General features: G+C 63.7%; 21 protein-coding genes and 2 pseudogenes. 14 read left to right on the top strand and 9 right to left on the bottom strand.

What is annotated here, in order from left to right; translation table 11 throughout:
* The 6 genes and pseudogenes from EA796_RS17425 to EA796_RS17410 form a co-directional block, all read left to right on the top strand.
* A pseudogene (locus EA796_RS17425) lies at positions 1-477 on the top strand (DUF2345 domain-containing protein); the annotation flags it as partial.
* A 59-nt stretch (positions 478-536) separates the two neighbouring features.
* Positions 537-2,885, top strand: a complete 2,349-nt coding sequence (locus EA796_RS17420) for a pesticin C-terminus-like muramidase (protein WP_122109519.1) — start codon at positions 537-539, stop codon at positions 2,883-2,885.
* Positions 2,878-3,315, top strand: coding sequence for a hypothetical protein (locus tag EA796_RS23115; protein ID WP_147459054.1), 438 nt, complete (start codon positions 2,878-2,880; stop codon positions 3,313-3,315). Before EA796_RS17420 ends, EA796_RS23115 begins: the two co-directional genes overlap by 8 nt.
* Before the next feature lie 102 nt (positions 3,316-3,417).
* Entirely contained in the window at positions 3,418-3,840 is a 423-nt protein-coding gene (locus tag EA796_RS23110) for a hypothetical protein (RefSeq protein ID WP_147459053.1), read from the top strand.
* Positions 3,841-3,918: 78 nt separating this feature from the next.
* Positions 3,919-4,284 (top strand): hypothetical protein, encoded by a 366-nt coding sequence (locus EA796_RS17415; protein ID WP_122109518.1) that lies wholly within the window; start codon positions 3,919-3,921, stop codon positions 4,282-4,284.
* A 167-nt stretch (positions 4,285-4,451) separates the two neighbouring features.
* Positions 4,452-5,213: a hypothetical protein gene (locus tag EA796_RS17410; protein WP_122109517.1), complete on the top strand. Its 762-nt coding sequence runs from the start codon at positions 4,452-4,454 to the stop codon at positions 5,211-5,213.
* Between the two features lie 121 nt (positions 5,214-5,334).
* Here the strand turns inward: EA796_RS17410 and EA796_RS17405 are convergent, their stop codons facing one another.
* The 7 genes from EA796_RS17405 to purE form a co-directional block, all read right to left on the bottom strand.
* A complete protein-coding gene (locus EA796_RS17405) occupies positions 5,335-5,550 on the bottom strand; it encodes a hypothetical protein (RefSeq protein WP_371921476.1) in 216 nt (71 codons plus the stop codon).
* 142 nt (positions 5,551-5,692) lie between these two features.
* Positions 5,693-7,261, bottom strand: a complete 1,569-nt coding sequence (locus EA796_RS17400; RefSeq protein ID WP_122109516.1) for a choice-of-anchor I family protein — start codon at positions 7,259-7,261, stop codon at positions 5,693-5,695.
* A 200-nt stretch (positions 7,262-7,461) separates the two neighbouring features.
* On the bottom strand, positions 7,462-7,998 hold the full coding sequence (locus EA796_RS17395) for a DUF3299 domain-containing protein (RefSeq protein WP_122109515.1): 537 nt from the start codon (positions 7,996-7,998) through the stop codon (positions 7,462-7,464).
* A gap of 99 nt (positions 7,999-8,097) precedes the next feature.
* Positions 8,098-8,343 carry a GlsB/YeaQ/YmgE family stress response membrane protein gene (locus EA796_RS17390; RefSeq protein WP_021444076.1) on the bottom strand — a complete coding sequence of 82 codons (246 nt, stop codon included), beginning with the start codon at positions 8,341-8,343 and terminating at the stop codon, positions 8,098-8,100.
* Between the two features lie 67 nt (positions 8,344-8,410).
* Positions 8,411-9,175 (bottom strand): ABC transporter substrate-binding protein, encoded by a 765-nt coding sequence (locus EA796_RS17385; protein ID WP_122109514.1) that lies wholly within the window; start codon positions 9,173-9,175, stop codon positions 8,411-8,413.
* Positions 9,176-9,231: 56 nt separating this feature from the next.
* Positions 9,232-10,317 (bottom strand): 5-(carboxyamino)imidazole ribonucleotide synthase, encoded by a 1,086-nt coding sequence (locus EA796_RS17380; RefSeq protein WP_122109513.1) that lies wholly within the window; start codon positions 10,315-10,317, stop codon positions 9,232-9,234.
* 4 nt (positions 10,318-10,321) lie between these two features.
* Positions 10,322-10,813 (bottom strand): 5-(carboxyamino)imidazole ribonucleotide mutase, encoded by a 492-nt coding sequence (gene purE, locus EA796_RS17375; protein WP_021444079.1) that lies wholly within the window; start codon positions 10,811-10,813, stop codon positions 10,322-10,324.
* 278 nt (positions 10,814-11,091) lie between these two features.
* On the opposite strand from purE, the pseudogene EA796_RS17370 reads away from it, so the two are divergent.
* The 5 genes and pseudogenes from EA796_RS17370 to EA796_RS17350 form a co-directional block, all read left to right on the top strand.
* A pseudogene (locus EA796_RS17370) lies at positions 11,092-11,314 on the top strand (zinc-dependent alcohol dehydrogenase); the annotation flags it as partial.
* Between the two features lie 68 nt (positions 11,315-11,382).
* Entirely contained in the window at positions 11,383-12,177 is a 795-nt protein-coding gene (locus EA796_RS17365; RefSeq protein WP_122109512.1) for a hypothetical protein, read from the top strand.
* 80 nt (positions 12,178-12,257) lie between these two features.
* The gene (locus EA796_RS17360) at positions 12,258-13,250 is read left to right on the top strand and encodes an AraC family transcriptional regulator (protein WP_122109511.1); all 993 of its coding nucleotides are present in this window, start codon (positions 12,258-12,260) and stop codon (positions 13,248-13,250) included.
* A gap of 271 nt (positions 13,251-13,521) precedes the next feature.
* Positions 13,522-14,550 (top strand): histone deacetylase family protein, encoded by a 1,029-nt coding sequence (locus tag EA796_RS17355; protein ID WP_122109510.1) that lies wholly within the window; start codon positions 13,522-13,524, stop codon positions 14,548-14,550.
* 63 nt (positions 14,551-14,613) lie between these two features.
* Positions 14,614-15,708 (top strand): polyamine ABC transporter substrate-binding protein, encoded by a 1,095-nt coding sequence (locus EA796_RS17350; RefSeq protein ID WP_122109509.1) that lies wholly within the window; start codon positions 14,614-14,616, stop codon positions 15,706-15,708.
* A gap of 31 nt (positions 15,709-15,739) precedes the next feature.
* On the opposite strand, the gene EA796_RS17345 is transcribed toward EA796_RS17350, so the two are convergent.
* Complete coding sequence (locus EA796_RS17345) at positions 15,740-16,717, bottom strand: GlxA family transcriptional regulator (protein WP_122109508.1); 978 nt, start codon at positions 16,715-16,717, stop codon at positions 15,740-15,742.
* Between the two features lie 139 nt (positions 16,718-16,856).
* On the opposite strand from EA796_RS17345, the gene EA796_RS17340 reads away from it, so the two are divergent.
* A complete protein-coding gene (locus EA796_RS17340) occupies positions 16,857-17,699 on the top strand; it encodes a S9 family peptidase (protein WP_122109507.1) in 843 nt (280 codons plus the stop codon).
* A gap of 26 nt (positions 17,700-17,725) precedes the next feature.
* Here EA796_RS17340 and EA796_RS17335 read toward each other — a convergent pair whose 3' ends face one another.
* Positions 17,726-18,628 carry a LysR substrate-binding domain-containing protein gene (locus EA796_RS17335; RefSeq protein WP_021442073.1) on the bottom strand — a complete coding sequence of 301 codons (903 nt, stop codon included), beginning with the start codon at positions 18,626-18,628 and terminating at the stop codon, positions 17,726-17,728.
* 333 nt (positions 18,629-18,961) lie between these two features.
* Between EA796_RS17335 and EA796_RS17330 the strand changes: the two genes are divergently transcribed.
* Both EA796_RS17330 and EA796_RS17325 read left to right on the top strand, forming a co-directional pair.
* Positions 18,962-20,386 (top strand): aspartate ammonia-lyase, encoded by a 1,425-nt coding sequence (locus EA796_RS17330; protein WP_122109506.1) that lies wholly within the window; start codon positions 18,962-18,964, stop codon positions 20,384-20,386.
* A 127-nt stretch (positions 20,387-20,513) separates the two neighbouring features.
* Positions 20,514-21,767: a dicarboxylate/amino acid:cation symporter gene (locus EA796_RS17325; protein ID WP_122109505.1), complete on the top strand. Its 1,254-nt coding sequence runs from the start codon at positions 20,514-20,516 to the stop codon at positions 21,765-21,767.
* The last annotated feature ends 33 nt before the right edge of the window (positions 21,768-21,800 follow it).

Here is a 21,800-nt window from a genome sequence, read left to right as displayed (position 1 = left end):
CGCGTCGGCAACGAACGCCACGACACCGTGGAGAAGAACAGCTACACCGAACTGCTGGCCGAGGAGCACCTCACCGTCACCGCCGACCGCAAGGTCGAGGTCAAGCCCCAGGACCACCTGACGGTGGCCACCGACCAACACATCAAGCTGGGCACCGCACAACTGACCAAGGCCGGCCGCGAGATTCACCTCAAAGCCGGGCAGAAAATGGTCATCGAAGCCGGCATCGAACTGACCATCAAGGCCGGTGGCAGCTTCATCAAACTCGACCCCGGCGGCATCACCATCTCCGGCCCGCTAGCCCGCCTCAACGCCGGAGGCGCGCCGGGCAAGGGCTCGGGGCTTAAGATCAAGCCGCCGGTGCTACCGGGCATGGCCGATAGCGACAAGGCGGGGAGTTTGTTGGAGCAGGCGCAGCCGGGTGAGTTGGTCAAGGTGCCGAGCAAGCGTAAACGCTCGCTCAATTTCTCCGGTTAAGACAGGGATAAAAGCCGGGCGTTAGAGAGCCGGCAGTCAAGGTACAGGACACAGTGAAGATGGCCGAAAACAAACCGATCAATTGGGCGTATCCATTCCCCTGCAAGGAAACGAACAGTAATTCGCTGCAGCTTCTAACCCACATGGCCAAGGCCAGGGGCGGCTACTACCCAACCGGCGAGAATGGCCTATGGCATGGCGGCGTGCATTTCGACGATGGAACTGCAGCCGTATTCGATCAATCGAGCGTGCGCTGCATCGCCGACGGTGAGGTGATCGCCTACCGTATCGACGAGCGCTATCCGGTCAGCGAGTTCACCGATGAAATTCCAAGAATCAAGCGAGCGCCCTTTTCCACGGGGTTCGTTCTGGTCAAACACACTCTGCAGCCGCCACAGCCCAAGAAAGCCGAGGGCGACGCAGCCGATGAGCAAATGCCTCCGAGTCTGACCCTCTACAGCCTGTATATGCATTTACAGGATTGGGCCGGCTATCAGGCCAAGGCAGATCTGCCACGGCCTGCGTTCTGGGAGGTCAAGAGTCATATCGTCAATACCCAAAGTGGAGGCTTGGGCGTCCGTGCGAATCCTGATGTCAACTCCCCTAGATTATCTGAACTGTCTAAGGGGGCAGAAATCACGGTGAGCGCGGCAGAAGGTGAGTTCGTTAAGCTCGCCAGCCTTATCAACGGCACGGCAAATCCACCCCTCACGGCCGATAGCGAAGGCAATCTTCCCGGCTACATTTCCTCCAAGTTTTTGCAAGCTCGGAGTGAACCCAAAGAGCTGGGCCAGGTAGTGGTTCTGGATGCAGGTATTCCGATCAAGGCAGGTGAGCTGATTGGTCACCCCGGGACTTATCAGAACCACAACAGCTCCGCTCATCCTCTCGTTCATCTGGAGGTCTTCAGTTGCGACGATGTGCCCGGTTTTATCGCGCAGAGCCGCGCCTGGGCCAATCGCTTGCCCGACGAGCAGAAAACCCTGCTCAAGGTCTATAAGGGCGCGAGCAAACTGATTGCCCATCGCGATGATATCAATGCGAACAATCCGCCCAAGCTAAGCGACAGCGGCAGCCAGATCGGCGTCGACCTGATCGTTCCCCAGGCGCTGCTGGATGGCCTTCCAGCGGCGAATAAGATCCAAGTCAAAACCCTTGTGGAAGGTAGCCCCACGCCCAACACAACCTACTGGTGGCGGCTGGAGGGATTGTTCGCTGACGAAAACGGCAACCCTATCGACGGTTGGCTCGCCGAGCAGGAACTGATCACCACCCGGCATAGCCCCTGGGAATGGCAGGACTTCCAATGGCTTGAGGACACTGGAACGCCCCTGGAGAAACTGGCCTACACCTTCAACGCCAGAGGCATGCTGAGCGAGGACGAACAGCACAACTATCGCGCCCAGATCAGCAAGGGCGATGGCGGTCCCATCGTAACGCTCGCTCGACTCTACGATATCGTCGATACCGATAAAGATGGCGTACTGACCAGCGATGAAATCCGAGCGGCGCTGGTCAAGCCCTGGCACGCCCAAGTGTTCGGGCAGTTGATCACCAAGTACGAAAGCGAGTGGTTCTGGAACAAGGGCAAATGGGATGAGCTAGATCCATTGCTGGCGGAAGAGCTAGGTAAGCCGAATCCGATCTGGGAAGTTGAAAAGCAGAGGATCGAAGAGCTGAGCTGGTGGAAAGAGCTGGCGGGGCGCCATGGGATTAGTGGAGATGGGAAGGCGTGGCATTTTCAGGCCTTGGGGTTGGTCGGGGGGCTTCGTGCATTAGAGGATGAAAATGATCTGAAATGGCTCCAAGTCCCACATGGTCAATTAACCTTCGATGTCGAAGGGAATGATATTGAAGACTCTCGATTTTTCAGTAGGGTTCCCCACTGGCCTCCGGTTGGCGCTTCCGGGGTAACCATAGGTCGGGGGTATGATGTCGGTCATCAGCCAAATGTGAGAGATGATTTAGAAAGTGTTGGTATTTCAGAACCGCTACTATCTTGGCTGTCTGGCGGCAAAGGGCTTACTAAAAATAATGCGAGAGATTATTTAAATGCCGCAAGCGCAGAAATTAGATCTGCACAGATCACAAGAAAGCAGCAGCATGAATTGTTTATTTTTGTATATGAATTTATGGAGAGGGATGTCAGAAGGATATGTGAAAAGAGAGATGTTATTGAAGTGTACGGGGTTACGAATTGGGATGCGCTTCACTCCAAGATAAAGGATATGTTGGTTGACCTGCGTTACCGAGGGGATTACACGCCGAATATCCGCGCTCTGCTTCAGGAATATGTGGCGAATAATGATCTTGCACGATTTAGTGAAGTGATAAAAACCCGATCAAATTGGCCAGAAAGCCTACCCAGTGATCGTTTCTTAAGAAGGTCAAGGTATTTAGATGAATAGAATACGTCGGAATATTCTGCTTGCAGCATTATTACTAGGTGTTTTGCCAATTTATTCCATTGCCGATACGGATGTGTATCGGTATGCGGTAGAGGTTAATGTTAAGAGAGTTGAAGGTTTTGTATTTAGATATACTCGATTCAATTCGGAGTCGCCATTTCCATGCCTTAGACTTGAATTGGTAAGCCCTAGGGATGACTGGGCTGTTGTTGAGCGAAAGGATATTTGTGAAATGAATGGCCTGTCTCTGGCGGAGGGTTTTTCATATGCAGGTTTTTCAAAAATAGTATTTCATGGTAGTGCCGTCAGTTTTGAGTTTAACTATCTTCTGAATGAAGAACCTGGGGAGTATGTTCAGAGTTGTACTGTCGAGGCTAAGGGTGGGGCGTTGTCAGACATGATATGTACGGATCCTCAACGTACTGATTGACTTAAGTGCAGCTTTTAGAGAAAGAGGTGGTGTTGGCCTGATGATGTGGTTGGATAAATAAAAATTCTCCTCTCTGGAGTGGTCTTCAAAGTTGCGCGCTAAATGAAATTTATTAATTTGGTTTTAGCTTTTACTGTGTGCCTTCCTGTAGTGTCAGGTGGCGCGGAAAGCCATGCGCCCGTATTTATGTGCGAAACAAAAAATAATAAGAATATTGAGGTGTACAAAGATAGAGGCATGGTGACGTACTCATTTGGTAGGAGCGGTTATCCGCCAGAACTTAAGTTGACACGATCAATGGCAGATGTAGAGATCGCCATAGGCAGTGTTTCTGGGAATGAGCTTTCGAATTCTATAACTTTTTCAAATGGCGCCTATACGTACGGAGTGATGACAAAGATTAATAGAGTGGCAGCGACGCAGGAGCCCAAGCATGGGGTCTTGGTTAAAAAAAAATCTAAGTACTTAACCTATATAGCCTGCATTCCAGAAACTGTTCAGGGAAGTTTGCTTGACTTGGAATGAGCAATACGGGGCAGGCATTATGGATGGCAATGTACTCCGTGCCGCTAGATAGACTCAGCTAGAGAAAGGAGTGTGCATGTGGTTGGTAGGGCTATAGTCGTTGCGTTACTTTTCATTGGATTGGCTCATGCTGGACTAGAAGAGGAGTTAGAACAACAGCAAGAGATAGAGGCGCGACTACAGTTTGAGCTAGAGATGCAGCGAGAATTATCTGCACTGACCTACAGTGATGCCGTTGAGTTTGCGCAGGGGGCGATAATAAACCGTGAAGAGCAGATGGAGCGACTGGAGGCAGCCGATATCATATGGGATGAATTTATCGAAAGGATTTGTCGCGCTGAAACTCTGGAATCTATAGGTACCAGAGCAGAACGTGCAAATAATCTACAGTGCATGATAAAAAAGTATAAAGAGAAGGAAATATTTTTTAAGGCTATTATCTAGGTGCTGGAGGTTATGTTTGGCTGATTTACGGCTCTTAGGCAAAAAATGATCCAAAAGGGTATATATTTTACTTTAGGAGTAGTAGCGATCAGTGAGCCTTATCGCAGGGGGCACAGAAATTCGAAGCCGTTCTCAAAGAGGTATCTGCAGCCCAGGAACCTTCGCCCATGAAGCAAATTCTACCCGCCACGCTATTGTTAACACTTGCGCTGGCTACTGCCGTACAAGCGCAGAGGAACACCCTCACCTTTTTTAGAAAAGGCGTTACGGAAACCTACCAGGCGAATATATGCACTAGTGAGTTGACGATCAGTTTGGAAAATGACGTCAAAGTACTCACCGATATAGTGGGCTACGCAGGACAGACCTCCAGAATGCTAGTCTCGTTCAATAATGAGCCCGCGCTAGCTTACGAAAACGCCGGATCAAATACCTATTTCGAAGTATTTTATACCCTCACCCTGAAGGGAAAAGACCCATTCATTAACTGCGTGTACGGCAATATCCGCAATGGGCAGAATGGCATGTCCATTCGCAAGGCTGTGTGCAATTTGGATAAACCACTGACGAGCAAGTACGAAGATCTGATTTTCGCCTACTCGGATAAGTGGATCGAAGCATCCAATACAGTATCCCTACAGTCCGTGATGGCCGAGCCCCCTCAAACGGTCGAAGCGCGCCTCGATCGACTGGGCGAGGTTGATGTGGCACTGCGCTACAGCTCGGTCGAGGAGCTGATGTCTGCGACCCCAAAGACCATAGCGACTGCAGGTGCGAAAACCTATGAGATGAGCAGCGGCAACGCCTATTTGGTGTATGACGCGGATGGCATCACGCCACTGGCACTGGATGTGGAGATGGATCCTGTCACGCATACACTGAAACGCCTGACACCCACGGATCTGTTGCTAGGCATTGAGGCCAACTGAAACGACCCTCCAGAAAGGAGGACGGGTAAAAGGGATCAGGCCAAAGGCATGGCCAAGGAGTTAGCTGGCTAACTCAGATGGTAGCGGAGCATTGATGCTCCGCTGCATCCGACTCGATTACTCATCTATTAGCCGCCTTCAGCGTCCTATCCAACGCCCCCGCCTCCCTGAACACGTTCTGCCCCACCAACCGCCCATCCTCCAACTGCAACCACAGCACCTCCCCTTCACCACTCGGATAGCGTGGGGCGATGCGGGCGTCGCGGTCGAGAAGGATGCAGTAGTGGTAATCGCGCATCTTGGGCAGAGCGAAGAGGGTGGCGATCACGCCGGGCATGCGGCTGATGTCGGCGAGGAAGACTGCCTGGAGAAAAAAGGACGCCCATTAGCCGGTCTGGCGTCAGTAGAGGGCAAATGGTCCTCCGTGAATCGAAAAGGCCAGACACGTCCCCCGGCCTTTTCTCTGCCGCCGGCCCCGTTCAGCGATGCTGGCGATCGATACGGAACAAACTGGTGGTGCCGCTGACTTCGTTGCCCACCACCAGCAGCGGCACGCCGATCGGGCTGTGCTCGGCTTCGATCACCATCAGCCCCTCGGGACCCAGGTCGCCCGCGGTGGCGCTGCCCGGGGTGGTGGCGAAGTCGCGATTGTTGAAGTACTGCACGAACTGCGGCGCCTGCGGCTGGCTGATGTCGTAGACCATCACTCCACCGATGCGCTCCAGGCCGATGAAGGCGTGGGTCTTGCCCCACAGCTTGGCCAGGGTCACCCCCTCCGGCTCCGGGCCCTTGTTGTCGCTGCGGTTGTCGAAGCTGTTGCTGGCGTGGTCGGAGTTGAAGAACTGCGGATTGGCCGCGGCGGTGATGCGCTCGAAGTCGGCGCCGCTGTCGTAGACCTGGGTGAGGTCTTCGCTCCAGATCGAGAAGGAACGTCCACCGAAGGCGTGGATGGCTTCGTAGTAGCCGCTGGCCGGGTTGTAGCCGCTGGCGCTGGAAACGGTCAGGCGGCCAAGGTTGGCGTTCTGCTTGAGGCTGGCGGCATCCGGGAAGTGCAGCGGGCTGAGCGGGTAGTTGGCACTGCCCAGGCGCACCTCTTCGCTGAATCCGGGGTAGTCGCGCGCGTCGCCCTCGTTGGCGGTGACCAGGTAGGTGCGCCCGCGGTACTGGTAGCTGGCGATGGCGTCGGGTTGGTACATGCCCAGCACCGGCCAGTTGCGGATATTGATCTGGTTGTCGCGGTCGCTGGCGTCCAGTTCGTTGCCGGCCAGGCTGTGGTCCTTGAAGCCGAGCCCGCGGATGGCCCTGAACTGGCCGCGCTTGATACCCAGCACGGCCACCGCGTTGTTTTCCTGCAGGGTCACCCAGGCGGTTCTGGAGTCGTGGGCGACGCTGATGTACTCCGGTTCCAGGTCCTGGGCGACACTGGCATTGGGGCCGAAGATGCGCACCGACGGGTCCAGGTCGGCGCGGGAGAAGGCGCGGAAGTCGGCAGTGCGGACCTGGGCCTGGGTCAGTTTGGCGATGTCCTTCGGCAGCTCGACGATGCTCACCGAGCCTTCCGGATCGGTCAGGTAGTCGTCGCTCGGTTCGCCCTCGTTGGCTACCAGCAGGTGTTTGCCGTCCGGAGTGAAGACGAGCATGTCCGGCAGGGCACCGACCTGCACCGAGGCCAGTACCTGGCCGTCGCGATCGAGGAACACGGCGCGACCGGGCTCGGTCTTCACCCGGTTCTCCACCGCTGCGGCGATCAGCCCGTCGCGCACCGCGACGCTGTTCACCGCCCCGCCATGGGCAGACAGGTCGAGGTTGAACAGTAGCGTGGGTCGGCTCGGCTCGCGGATATCCAGCACGTCGATCAGGCCGCTGGCGGCGTTGACCACGAACAGCCGCTGGCTGACCGGGTCGTGGGCGACGATCTCCGCTGCCGACTGGCCGAACAGGCCGCTGGTGTAACTGCCGAGCGGCGTCAGCTGGATGGCTTTGGGCGAGGCGGCGGCTTGGGCCAGGCCGCAGGCGAGCAGGCCGGCGGCGAGAACTGACTTGTGCATGGAAGGCTCCCTGTCTGGTTGGAGGGAGCAGGATGGGACAGGCGTATGTCGGCAGGATGACCGAGTGATGGCGGTTGCATGGCGAATCGACGACGCGCAACGGAGGCCGAGCCGCATGGGAGGCCGACACCCTGTCCGTGACAGTCAGGCGAGCCCACTGCGCGGTTTGCGACGGCTCGCATGCGCGGGCTCCGGGGCGATCAGTAGAGGTCTTCGTCGGTCACCAGGCGTACTTCGCCCGCGTCCATGGCGTAGGCCGCGTCGGCCAGGTCGTTGCTGACCTGTTCCACCTTCAGCGTGCCGCTGACCCACAGCGGGGCGTAGATGTCCTCGAGCGGGATGCCCTTGGGGTAGCGCACCAGCACCAGCTGGTTGGGCGGCGGTGGCGGGACATGGATGCAGGCGCCGGGGTAGGGCACGAGGAAGAACAGGGTGCTGTTGCCCTGCTCGTCGTTTTCCAGCGGCACCGGGTAGCCGCCCAGGCGCAGGGCCTTGCCGTCCAGCTCGGCCACGGTTTTGCTCGAGTACATCACCGCCGGCAGGTTCTGCTCCTGCTGGCGCAGGCCGCCCGGGGCGTAGAAGGTGCTGTCGCCCTCCGGGCCCTGGTGCTGAAGTTCGGGCATTTCTTCGAGAGCCTGGCGGTCCTCGGGAGGCATCAGGTCGAGCCAGTCGGTTTCCGGCAGTTCGGCGTGGGCCAGGCCGGTGAACAGCAGCAGGGCGAGCAGCAGGTGGCGCATGGTGGGTGGAGTCTCGTGACGGCGGAAAAGCCAGAGCCGGCCAAGCGGGCGATTGTTGACGGCAACATCGCCGGCCAACCGGCTCCTGCAGAGGAGCGCTTAGCCCTTCTTGATGGCGCCGTAGATTATCAGCAGAACGACGGCGCCGATCACCGCGCCGACGAAACCGGCCGCCTGGCCGGCCTGGTAAATGCCCAGCGCCTGGCCGCCGTAGGTGGCGGCGATGGAGCCGCCGATGCCGAGCAGGATGGTCATGATCCAGCCCATGCTGTCGTCGCCCGGCTTGAGGAAGCGGGCGATCAGGCCGACGATCAGGCCGATGAAGATGGTGCCGATGATACCCATGTGGCGTTTCTCCTTGAGGGGCGCCGCGCGTGCGGCAGACGGTGCATGAGACAGGCGCGAGGCGCTGTCAGTTCGCCATGTCCGGCGCCGGTACGCCGTAACGGTGGTAGATCAGGCTGACTTCGCCCTGGTCGCGCATGCGCTGGAGTTCCTCGCCCAGGCGTTCGTAGAGGGCGCGGTGGTCGCTGTGGTAGCGCTTGAGCGAGGCACCGAAGTGGTTGCCGAGCAGCTGTTCGTGGGCGTACTGCGCGTAGCTGTAGTCGCGAAACTTCATCGCGGCGAACTGCGCCTCGATGGCCGCCGGGTCGAGAATGGCCAGGGCGTCCAGGCGGCCGGCGCGGAACATCGCCGCGAGCTGCGCGTCGTCGCTGGCGTAGACGCGACCGAGTCGGTCGTCGCTGTCGAACGGCTCGAAATAGGCGGTGCCGCGTTTGACCCCCAGGTTCTGCTGGTACAGGTCGGCGTAGCGCGCCAGTTCGGCTTCGCGTCCCGGGCGGACGATAAAGCGCACGTTCAGGCGCTGGCTGCCAATGCTCGGCAGGTAGTGGATATAGGCGCGGCGCTGCTCGGTGAGCAGCACCCGCGGTACCAGGTCGACGCGCCCCGAGCGCAGGTCGTCGAGGCTGCGCAGGAAGGGCGCCTGGCGCCAGTGCAGGCGCACGCCGAGGCGTTGTGCGGCGGTTTCCAGCACGCTGATCAGCGGGCCGCTGGGCAGGCCGTCGACGGCGCGCATCTCCGGCGGGCGTTCGCGGAAATCGACGCGCAGCACCTCCTGTGCAGCGACGCCGGTCATGGCGAACAGCAGGGGCAGCAGGGCGAGCAGGCGCTTCATGGAGGGGGCTCTTGGACGACGGCCGTCGTCCAAGAGCTTAGTCGCCAATCGCCGTTTCAGCCCTTGGCGATCAGCGCTTCGACGGCCGCGATGCCGGTGTCGAGACTGGCGCGGTCGGCGCTGCGCAGGGTGGCGTGGCCAACCTTGCGGCCGACCTTGAACGCCTTGCCGTAGTGGTGCAGATGGCAGTCCTTGATCGCCACCACGTCGCTTACCGCCGGTACCGTGCCGATGAAGTTGAGCATGGCGCTCTCGCCCAGCTTGGCGGTGGAGCCCAGCGGCAGGCCGGCGACGGCACGCAGGTGGTTCTCGAACTGGCTGCACTCGGCGCCTTCGATGGTCCAGTGCCCGGAGTTGTGCACGCGCGGGGCGATCTCGTTGGCCTTGAGGCCGCCGTCCACCTCGAAGAACTCGAAGGCCAGCACGCCGACGTAGTCGAGCTTGGTCAGCACGCGGCCGACATAGTCCTCGGCCAGCGCCTGCAGCGGGTGTGCGCTGCTGGCCACCGAGAGGGCGAGGATGCCGCTGTCGTGGCGGTTGTGCACCAGCGGGTAGAAGCGCGTCTCGCCGTCGCGGGCGCGCACGGCGATCAGCGACACCTCGCCGGTGAAGGGCACGAAGCCCTCGAGGATGCACGGCACGCTGCCCAGTTCGGCGAAGGCGCCAGTCACGTCCTCGGGCTTGCGCAGGACCTTCTGGCCCTTGCCGTCGTAGCCCAGGGTGCGGGTCTTGAGCACCGCCGGCAGACCGATGGCGGCCACCGCGGCATCGAGGTCGGCCTGCGACTGGATGTCGGCGAAGTCCGGCGTGGGGATGCCCAGGTCCTTGAACATGGATTTTTCGAACCAGCGGTCGCGGGCGATGCGCAGCGCCTCGGCCGAGGGGTAGACCGGCACGAACTGGGAGAGGAAGGCCACGGTCTCGGCCGGCACGCTCTCGAACTCGAAGGTGACCAGGTCGACCTCGTCGGCCAGCTGGCGCAGATGATCCTGGTCGCCGTAGTCGGCGCGGATATGTTCGCCGAGGGCCTGGGCGCAGGCGTCCGGCGCCGGGTCGAGGAAGGCGAAGTTCATCCCCAGCGGGGTGCCGGCCAGGGCCAGCATGCGGCCCAGCTGGCCGCCGCCTATTACTCCGATCTTCATCGCATCAGGCCTCGCGCGGGTCCGGGTTGCTCAGCACGGTCTCGGTCTGCTCGTCGCGGAACTGCTTGAGCGCCGCGTGGAACTGCGGGTGCTGGTGGCCGAGGATGCTGGCGGCGAGCAGGGCGGCATTGACCGCGCCGGCCTTGCCGATGGCCAGGGTGGCGACCGGGATGCCGGCCGGCATCTGCACGATCGACAGCAGCGAGTCGACGCCCGAGAGCATCGACGACTGCACCGGCACGCCGAGCACCGGCAGGTGGGTCTTGGCCGCGCACATGCCCGGCAGGTGGGCGGCGCCGCCGGCGCCGGCGATGATCACCTGGATGCCGCGTTCCTCGGCCTGTTCGGCATACTGGAACAGCAGGTCCGGGGTGCGGTGGGCGGAGACCACCTTGACCTCGTAGGGGATGCCCAGCTTGTCCAGCATCTCGGCGGTGTGGCTAAGGGTGGACCAATCGGACTTGGAGCCCATGATCACGCCAACCAGTGCGCTCATCGTCGTGCCTCTCTATCGGGCGCCTTGCGGCGCGGCAAATATCGGCGCCTTGCGGCGCGTTAACTATCGGCGCCGGTCGGCGCGTCAAAAACCAACAAGCCACGCGGGAGAACCGGCGTGGCTTGTGAGCGACAGGTGGCCGGGTGCAGCCGGCCGAAGGCCGCGCAGTATAACGCAAAGCCGCGGCTGGCGGGCACTGGCCATGACCGTTTGTCATGCAAGCTGTGGCAGCGGGGGAAAGCCACCCGAACCTTGCTCTGCAGCAATGCCGGCGTGCCCCGCCGGGCGACTTCCCCGCGCCGATCTTTCTCGTGGTGCTCAAGGCCATCGGCATCACTGGCTCCATCGTCGGCACCCGGGCCAATCTGCAGGAGGCGCTGGACTTCGCCGGCGAGGGCCTGGTCAAGGCCACGGTGCAGGCTGACAGGCTGGACGATATCAACGCCATCTTCGCGCGCATGCGCGGCGACCAGATCGGGGCGGTTGGTGCTGCAGTTCTAGCCTGCGCCGACCGCGGCGGCGCCGCGGTCTATACTGCGCACTCTGCACCCGTACAAGGACGTATCGCCATGAAGCAGCCTGTTTCGTTCGTTGCCCTGTGCCTGCTGTCGCTGCAGGTCGCCGCCCTGGACCTGGCCAAGCACCCGCAGGCGTTCGACGCCGGCCAGGGCGTCAGCCTGATCCTTGCCCCGACCGCTGACGGCAAGCAGGCTCTGGTGCAGGTCAAGGGCATCAACCATCCGCTCGACGAGGTGGTGTTCCTCACCCAGGTGCGCGAGCTGGGCCACGAGCAGCGCGACTACGGCATTCGCCTCGACGGCCGCGACTACAACCTGCTCAACCGCCGCCGTGCCTGGGGCGGCGAGAGCTACCAGCTCAACCTGCCGGACACCCCGGGTTTCGAGCTGGGCTACGACCAGGCGCAGACCCAGGCGCTGAACCTCGACGAGCTGCTGGCGCTCTACCAGCGCCAGGAAAGGGCCGGACTGCAGGCGCGCTTCGCCGCCTTCGACCGCAAGAAGCGCCTGCAGGACTACAGCCAGCGCCTGCAGCAGATGGACCGCGAGGCCTCGCAGGCCTGCGACACGCCGCTGGCGACCCGGGTGGACTGGAACGCTATCGACGACGAGCGGCTGATGAGCCTGAGCGTGCCGCACTTCTGCGGCGAGGTGGTCAGGCAGATCGCCTACCTGTGCGAGCGTGCCGCGCCGTATAAGGCCGAGGCGCGCAGTATCAAGGGCGTCGAATGCCGCTTCGGCGAGGCGATGAAGCTGCGCGAGGAAAACGGCCAGCTGCTGTTCACCACGCGCAAGGACGAGCCGAACCAGGGCGACTTCATCAACGCGATTCTGCGCAACCGCTGATCGCCACTGGCGGGCAGGGCCCGCCGTACCGCGGCATGCTTCTTGCGTTCTTTCGCTGACCTGCGAAGACGGAAACCCCCATGCTGCACGCCCACCTGACCACCCTGCACGTGGTCGCCCTGATCCTGCAACGCTTCGCCGCGCAGCCCGAGCTGATCCCCCGGCTGCTCGCAGGCAGCGGCATCGCCGCGGACGAGCCGGGCAATGGCGGGGCGCGCATCACCCGGGTGCAGGAGCTGCAGGTGTGCGCCAATGCCCTGGCCCTGCGCGCCGACCTCGGCCTGGAGCTGGGGCGCAGCCTGCATGTGTCGTCCTACGGCCTGCTCGGTTACGCCGCGCTCTCGGCTGCCACCTTTGGTGACGCCTGGCGCCTGCTGCTGCAGTACCCGGCGCTGCTCGGCACCTACTTCGACCTGCAACTGCAAGTGGCGGACGGCCTGGCCTGGGTCAGCGCCGGCGACTACCGCGACGCCGCCGAACTGGAGGTGTTCAACGTGGAGATGTGCCTGGCCTCGCTCAAGCTGATCGGCGACGAGCTGCTCGGCCGGCCGCTGCCGCTGGCCCGCGCCGAGTTCCGCCATGCCCGCCCGGCCTATGTGGCGCGCTACGGGCTGAGCTTCGACTGCCCGCTGGGCTTCGACGCCGCGCGCAATGCCTTCGCCTTTCCCGCCGAACTGCTGACTCGGCGCCTGCCGCTGGCCGACCCGGTGACCCACTGCGAGGTGGTCGAGCGCTGCCGCCGGCAGAACGCCGAATTCACCAGCCGTCAGGCCTGGCTGGAGCGGGTGCGCCAGGCGCTCGCCGCGCAGTTGGCCACGCCGCCGGGGTTGGAGGCGCTGGCGCAGCAGCTGCACTGCTCGCCACGCACCCTGCGCCGCCACCTGCAGGAGCTGGGTACCAGCTACCAGGGCCTGCTCGACGAACTGCGCTTCGAGCGCGCCAAGGCCCTGCTCGGCCAGCAGGACTGGCCGGTGTACCGCATCGCCGAGGCGCTCGGCTTCAGCGAGACCGCCAGCTTTCGTCATGCCTTCCAGCGCTGGAGCGGCGTGCCGCCGAGTCGCTTTCGCGCGTAGGGTGGATGGCGCTTTATCCATCCACCAGGGCCATGTGAAGGAAGGTGGATGAGAAGAGCGTCATCCACCTGGAACCAATCGGCGCGCATGGCGCACCCTGGCCGCAATCCGGGGACAGGGTGTCAGGCATTCCCGGATTGCATCCGGGCTACGACGGCAGGGCCAGCGCAGTTTGGCCATTTCGATCCCCTTTTGGCCGTTGCCAGCGTTTTCCGCCGGGGCGCGGCGGGCGAACAATTGCGGCACAACAACAAGCCCGGAGCCGCCTCGCATGCTCACCTACTACAGCGACGACCACCACCTGCACCACGGCAAGTGCGAGCTGATCGACGGCCAGCTGATGCCCTGCTTCGAGAAGCCGCAGCGCGCCGACCACATTCTGGCCCGCGTGAAGAATCGCCAGCTCGGCGACGTCCGCGCGCCCAAGGACTTCGGCCTGGCGCCCATCGAGCGCATCCACAGCAAGGCCTACCTGGAGTTCTTCCAGGGTGCCTGGGCGCGCTGGCAGGAACAGGGCGGCCAGGGCGACCTGCTGCCCTTCACCTGGCCGGCGCGCACCCTGCGCCGGATCATCCCCAACGACCTGCACGGCCAGCTCGGCTACTACAGCTTCGACGGTGGCGCGCCGATCACCGCCGGCACCTGGCAGGCCGCCTACAGCGCCGCGCAGGTGGCGCTCAGTGCCCAGGCCGAGATCGCCAATGGCGCGCGCAGCGCCTTCGCCCTGTGCCGGCCGCCGGGCCACCACGCCGCCGGCGATCTGATGGGCGGCTACTGTTACCTGAACAACGCCGCCATCGCCGCCCAGGCCTTTATCGACCAGGGCCGCAGCAAGGTGGCCATCCTCGACGTCGACTACCACCATGGCAACGGTACCCAGGACATCTTCTACCGCCGCGGCGACGTGCTGTTCGCCTCGATCCACGGCGACCCGGCCGAGGAGTTCCCGTTTTTCCTCGGTTACGCCGACGAGCACGGCGAGGGCGCCGGCGAGGGCTGCAACCACAACTACCCGCTGCCCATGGGCAGTTCCTGGGAGGTGTGGAACCAGGCGCTGGAGCAGGCCTGCCGGCGCATCGCCGAGTACGGTGCCGAGGTGCTGGTGGTGTCGCTCGGCGTCGACACCTACCTGGAAGACCCGATCTCGCAGTTCAAGCTCGACAGCCCGGACTACCTGGCCATGGGCCGGCGCATCGCCGCGCTCGGTCTGCCCACACTGTTCGTCATGGAGGGTGGCTACGCGGTGGAGGCCATCGGGGTCAACGCAGTCAACGTGCTGGAAGGCTTCGAGGGCGCCTGAATGGCGCCTCGTCAGCGATCAAGAACCTGCCAAACAAGAGCAACATTTCAGGGGTGAGAATCGATGAAAACCATCAAACACCTGCTCGGCGCGGCCCTGTGCGGCGCCACCCTGCTCAGCGGCGCGCTGCAGGCCAAGGAGCTGCGCGTGTACAACTGGGCCGACTACATCCTGCCGTCGGTGCCCAAGGACTTCCAGAAAGCGTCCGGCATCCAGCTGACCTGGGACACCTTCGAGACCAACGAGGCGCTGGAGGCCAAGCTGCTCACCGGCAACTCCGGCTACGACCTGGTGATCCCCTCCAACCAGTTCCTCGAAACCCAGATCAGGGCCGGCGTGTTCATGCCGCTGGACAAGTCCAAGCTGCCCAACTGGAAGAACCTCGACCCGGTGCTGCTTGGCCTGCTGGAGAAGAACGACCCGGGCAACCAGTACGGCGTGCCTTACATGTACGGCACCGTGCTGCTCGGCTACAACCCGGACAAGGTCAAGGCCGCGCTCGGCGAAGACGCCCCGGTCAACAGCTGGGACCTGGTGTTCAAGCCCGAGTACATGGAGAAGCTGAAATCCTGCGGCGTGGCCATGCTCGACTCGCCCACCGAGATCATCCCCATCGCCCTGCACTACCTGGGCCTCGACCCCAACAGCAGCAACCCGGCCGACTACGACAAGGTCACCGAGCTGCTGCTCAAGGTGCGCCCCTACGTGGCCTACTTCCATTCGGCCAAGTACATGACCGACATCGCCAACGGCGACATCTGCGTGGCCATCGGCTACTCCGGCAGCTTCTACCAGTTCGCCAACCGCGCCAAGGAAGCCGGCAACGGCGTGGTGATCAACTGGCGCCTGCCCAAGGAAGGCGCGCCGATCTGGTTCGACACCTGGGCCATTCCCAAGAGCGCGCAGAACGTCGACGAGGCCCATGCCTTCATCAACCACCTGCTCGAACCCCAGGTGATCGCGCCGATCAGCGATTTTCTCGGCTACCCCAACCCCAACGTGCCGGGCATGCAGCTGGTGGGCAAGGCGATTGCCGCCGACGCCGACCTGACGCCGACGCCCGAGCTGCAGAAGTCGCTGTACGTGGTGCAGCCGCTGCCGCAGAAGATCGAGCGGGTGCGTACGCGGGCCTGGACCTCGATCAAGTCCGGCAAGTGAGCGGCGACCGGGCGCCCCGCTGGCGGGGCGTTCAGGCCGGCCGGTTGAAGCGTCGCCGGTAGGCGCCCGGCGACAGGCCGACGCGCTCCTTGAACAGACGGCGGAAGGAACTGCCGTCCTCGTAGCCGACCTGCTGGGTGATGCGCTCGAAGTGCTCCTGGCTGGCCTCCAGCAGGTGCTTTGCCCGCTCCAGCCGCAGGCTCTGCAGGTACTGCACCGGCGTCTGCCCGGTGGCGTCCTTGAAGCGGCGGATCAGATTGCGCGGGCTCAGGGCGAAGCGCGCGGCGACCTCGTCGAGGACGATGCGCTCGGCGCTGTGCTTCTCCAGCCAGATCTGCACCCTGAGCACCTCTGCGTCCTGGTGCGCCTTGTTGAACGAGGCGCTCATGTAGGGCGTTTGCAGGCGCTCGGCGCTGTCGACCAGGAGCTTCTTCGAACACTCGATGGCCAGCTGCGGTGAGGCGAAGCGGCGGATGATGTGCAGCAGCAGGTCGCTGCCGGTGGTCGAGCCGGCCGAGCACAGCAGCTGGCCGTCGTCGGTGACGCTGCGTTCGGCCTGCAGCAGCACCCGCGGAAAACGCCGGGCGAACTGCTCGCTGAAGATCCAGTGGGTGGTGGCGCGGCGACCGTCGAGCAGGCCGGCCTGGGCGGTGACGAAGGCGCCGGTGCACATGCTGGCGATGTAGCTGCCCTGCGCATGGCGCTCGCGCAGCCAGGCGCTCAGCGGCTCCAGGGCCGGCAGCACGGCGAGGATGTTGAACATGAAGCCGGGCACTATCACCAGATCGCTGTGCGGCACCTCGCTCAGCGCCCGCTGCGGGGTCAGGCGCAGGCCGCCGGTGCACTCGACCGGGGCGCCGTCGAGGGAGGCGCTGTGCACCTCGAACGGGGTCGCCGCCGGGGCGCCGGTGAGAAAGCGCTGCAGCACGTTGGCGCATTCGAGAAACTCCAGCGCCGCCGAGACGCTGGTGGCCGAGCAGCGCTCGGCCATCAACACCGTGACCTTCATCCTTCCCGCCCCGCTGGCGGAATTATCCGCCTGTTATTGGTCGTTTTTGCCCATGGTGAGGCGCCGCTGCGCTTCCTAGCATGGCCTCACCCGGGCGCCACTGGCGGCCCGCGACCCATCAGGCAGGAGAACAGCGGCGATGAAACATACAGCCTACCGGCTCTTCAAAAAACCCTTTTTCGGGCGCTTCATGAAGCCCTGGCGCTGGCCCGAGCAGGTCGATGCCGCGCGCTGGCAGCGCCTGGCGCTGGCCAGCGAATCGGGTGCCAGCCTGGCCGCGCTGCTGGGCGAGGCGCGCGCGGGGCAGGTGCGCGGCGCGGTGCTGCTGTGTCACCCGATGGGCACCGCGGCCAAGGGCTTCTGGCTCAAGCACGGGCACGCCGAACTGCTGCGCGCGGCCGGTTATCACGTGATGCTGTTCGACCTCAACGGCTTCGGCGAGAGCAGTTCCACCACCATGGACTACCCGCTCGATGTGCTCGCCGCCGGGCAGGCGCTGCAGGCGCGCTACCCGGACCTGCCGGTGGCGCTGCTCGGCGCCTCGATGGGCGCGGCCATGGGCTTGTGCGCCCTGGCGCTGGCGCGGCATCCGTTCAAGGCGGCGGTGCTGGAGTCGGCCTTCCCCACCCTGCTGCACTTCTGGCGGCCCTATCCGCTGCCGCGCCTGGGCATCCAGCTCAGCCGCCTGCTCTATCCGGCCGGCGAACGTCGCCTGCGCCCGCTGCATGCCGCGCAGCGCCTGGTCGGCCGCCCGCCGCTGCTGCTGATCTACGGCGAGGAGGATCGCCACACCCCGCTCGAGGACGGCCAGCAACTGCACGCGGCGCTGACCGCCGCCACCCAGTGCGAGTTCTGGCAGGTGCCGGGTGCCGACCATACCCTGGCCTATGTCGCCCAGCCGGAGGCCTATGCGCGGCGGGTGCTGGAGTTTCTGGATGGCCAACTGGGCGCCGCGGCAAGCCCGAGCTGCACGGCGGCGTAGGGTGCGCCGCGCGCACCCCCGAACACCTACATGGCCAGGCCACCCTCCAGCTTGCGCCACAGCAGGCGCACCGCGGCCTTGCGCACCAGGGCGCAGCGGTACAGGCGGATTTCCAGCGGGATCTGCCAGTGCTCGCCGCCGCAGATCGCCAGTTCGCCACGGGCCAGTTCGGCGGTGACCGACAGCCGTGGCACCCAGGCCACGCCCATGCCCTGCAGGGCCATGCTCTTGAGGCTGTCGGCCATGGCGGTCTCGTACACCGTGGTCGAGCGCAGCGCGCGCTGGCGCAGCAGCAGGTTGACCGAGCGACCGAGGAAGGCACCGGCGCTGTAGGCCAGCAGAGGCACGCTCTGCCCGCCGTCGAGGTCGAACAGCGGCGCGCCGGCCTCGCCGACCGCGCACACCGGCAGCATGGAGGTGGTGCCCAGGTGCAGCGAGGGGAAGATCTCCGGGTCCATCTGCAGTGCGGCGTCCGGGTCGTAGTAGGCGAGGATCAGGTCGCAGGCGCCTTCACGCAGCGAGTGCACCGCTTCGCCGACGTTGGTCGCCACCAGTCGGGTGGTCAGTGGCAGGCCTTCGCGGCGCAGGCGGGCGATCCATTCGGGGAAGAAGCCCAGGGTCAGCGAGTGGGCGGCGGCAATCGACAGCATCTCGCCCTGCTGACCTTCCAGGTTGTGCAGGTGGCGCACCACTTCGCCGAGCTGTTCGACCAGGCTGCGCGCGGTGACCAGAAACAGCCGGCCGGCTTCGGTGAGTTCGACGGGCGTGCAGGAGCGGTCGACCAGGGTCAGGCCGAGCATGCCTTCCAGGCTGCGGATACGTCGGCTGAAGGCCGGTTGGGTGACGAAGCGCTTTTCCGCGGCCTGGGAGAAGCTGCGGGTGGCGGCCAGGACGATAAAGTCCTCCAGCCATTTGGTTTCCAGGTTCATCGTAGGCTTCCGAGGCTTGCACGAGGCGTAGGGTGGGTTAGCGACGCTGAACGCGGTTCGGCAGACGCAGCTGCCGTGGTGCCTCGCGTAACCCACCAGGCGATGGATCACGTTGCGCCGATGGTGGGTTACGCCGCGTTTCGAACGAGGTGATGTTCGCCAATGGCAGCATGCGGCTAACCCACCCTACGTTTGTCGCCATCCCGCAGTCACACCGACATTATGCCGATTGTGCATAGGGCAGCAAGCAACGGCATTGGCCGAGCTAGTGGCTGAGCCCATATTCTATGGGCATCGCGGCACTCGCCGCATTTCCCAAGAGCCATCCCCATCATGTCCTCTGCTGCATCTGTTCGCGTCGAAAAAGACCTGCTCGGCACCCTCGAAGTCCCCGCCGATGCCTATTACGGCATCCAGACCCTGCGCGCCGTGCAGAACTTCCGCCTGTCCGGCGTGCCGCTGTCGCATTACCCGAAGCTGGTGATCGGCCTGGCCATGGTCAAGCAGGCTTCGGCTGACGCCAACCGCGAACTGGGTCATCTGTCCGCCGCCAAGCACACGGCGATCAGCACCGCCTGCGCACGCATCATCCAGGGCGAGTTCCACGAGCAGTTCGTGGTCGACATGATTCAGGGCGGCGCCGGCACCTCGACCAACATGAACGCCAACGAGGTCATCGCCAACATCGCGTTGGAGGCCATGGGCTTTGAGAAGGGCCAGTACCAGCACCTGCACCCGAACAACGACGTGAACATGGCGCAGTCGACCAACGACGCCTACCCGACCGCCATCCGCCTCGGCCTGCTGCTCGGCCACGACAGCCTGCTCGGTGCGCTGGACAAGCTGATCCAGTCGTTCGCCGCCAAGGGTCTGGAGTTTGGCCACGTGCTGAAGATGGGTCGCACCCAGCTGCAGGACGCCGTGCCGATGACCCTCGGCCAGGAATTCCGCGCCTTCGCCACCACCCTCGGTGAAGACCTGCAGCACTTGAAACTGCTGGCGCCGACCCTGCTCACCGAAGTCAACCTGGGCGGTACCGCGATCGGCACCGGCATCAACGCCGACCCGAAATACCAGGCCCTGGCGGTCAAGCGCCTGGCCATCATCAGCGGCCACCCGGTGGTGCCGGCGGCCGACCTGATCGAGGCCACCAGCGACATGGGCGCCTTCGTGCTGTTCTCCGGCATGCTCAAGCGCACCGCGGTCAAGCTGTCGAAGATCTGCAACGACCTGCGCCTGCTGTCCAGCGGCCCGCGCACCGGGATCAACGAGATCAACCTGCCGCCGCGTCAGCCGGGCAGCTCGATCATGCCGGGCAAGGTCAACCCGGTGATCCCCGAGGCGGTCAACCAGGTGGCCTTCGAAGTGATCGGCAACGACCTGGCGCTGACCATGGCGGCCGAGGGCGGCCAGCTGCAGCTCAACGTGATGGAGCCCTTGATCGCCTACAAGATCTTCGACTCGATCCGCCTGCTGACCCGCGCCATGGACATGCTGCGCGAGCTGTGCATCGACGGCATCACCGCCAACGAGGCGCATTGCCGTGCGCTGATGGAGAACTCCATCGGCCTGATCACCGCGCTCAACCCCTACATCGGCTACGAGAACGCCACCCGCATCGCCAAGGTCGCCCTGGACAGCGGGCGCGGCGTGCTGGAGCTGGTGCGCGAGGAGCAGCTGCTGGACGAGGCCACCCTGGCCGACATCCTGCGCCCCGAGAACATGATCGCCCCGCGCCTGGTTCCGCTGCAGGGCTGATCTTCCTGGCAACACCCGCGCCGCCCTCGTTCGAGTGCGGCGCGTTGCTTTCCGCCCTAGCCTGCCGGGCGGCACCGCTCAAGGCCGCACAGACGGCCCCACAACAACGACAATCCGGGTGATAACCATGAGTCAGAGCAATACCGCTTCCCTCTCCCTCCTTGCGCGCGTGCCGCTGTGGCAGCAGATCCTCGTCGGTCTGGCCCTCGGTGTCGCCGTCGGCATGCTGTTCAAGAGCGGCGCCCAGGCGCTGGCGCCAATCGGCGCGCTGTTCCTCAATGCGATCAAGATGCTGATCGTGCCGCTGGTGTTCGTCTCCCTGGTGGCGGGCATCACCGCCATGAGCGACAGCGCCAAGCTCGGCCGCATCAGCGTCAAGACCATCGCCATCTACCTGATCACCACCGCCTTCGCGGTGAGCATCGGCCTGGCGTTCGGCGCCCTGTTCAGCCCCGGCGAGGGCATGCACATGGTCGCCAGCGGCAGCGAAGAGGCCAAGCAGGCGCCCTCGCTGGTGCAGATCCTGGTGGGCCTGGTGCCGACCAACCCGGTCACCGCCTTCGCCGAGGGCAACATCCTGCAGATCATCGTGTTCGCCATCGCCCTGGGCGTGAGCATGAACCTGATCGGCGACAAGGCGGCGCCGGCGGTCAAGCTGTTCGACAGCCTGGCCGAGGTGTTCTACAAGCTCACCGACCTGGTGATGCGCCTGGCGCCCATCGGCGTGTTCGCGCTGATCGCCGGCGTGGTCGCCGCCCACGGCATCGAGGTGCTGCTGCCGCTGGCGAGCGTGATCGGGGTGATCTACCTGGCCAGCATCGCCCATATGCTGCTGGTCTACGGAGGCCTGATCGGCGGCCTGGCGCGCCTCAGCCCGCTGCGCTTCTTCCAGGGCATCGCCCCGGCGCTGGCGGTGGCCTTCAGCACCTCGAGCAGCGCCGGCACCCTGCCGGTGTCCATCGAATGCGCGCGCAAGAACCTCGGTGTGTCGCAGGGCGTGGCCGGCTTCGTGCTGCCGGTGGGTGCCACCATCAACATGGACGGCACCGCCATCTACCAGGGCGTGCTGGCGCTGTTCATCGCCCAGGCCTTCGGCGTCGACCTGAATGCCGGTCAGTACCTGATGATCATCCTCACCGCCACCCTGGCCTCGATCGGCACCGCCGGCGTGCCCGGCGCGGGCCTGATCATGCTCGGCCTGGTGCTGACCTCGGTCGGCCTGCCGCTGGAAGGCGTGGCGCTGATCGCCGGCATCGACCGCATCCTCGACATGGCGCGCACCACGGTCAACGTCGCCGGCGACCTGATGACCACCACCCTGGTGGGCAGCAGCGAGCAGGAGCTGGATCGCGACGTCTACAACAGCGACAACGCGGCCTGAACGACGATTTTCATAGGAGGCCTCACCAGCCTC

The organism is Pseudomonas sp. AOB-7 (genome assembly GCF_003696305.1).
GTDB lineage: Bacteria > Pseudomonadota > Gammaproteobacteria > Pseudomonadales > Pseudomonadaceae > Aquipseudomonas.
The sequence above is the reverse complement of the archived record's forward strand: the minus strand, read 5'-3'. Positions and strand labels throughout refer to the sequence as shown.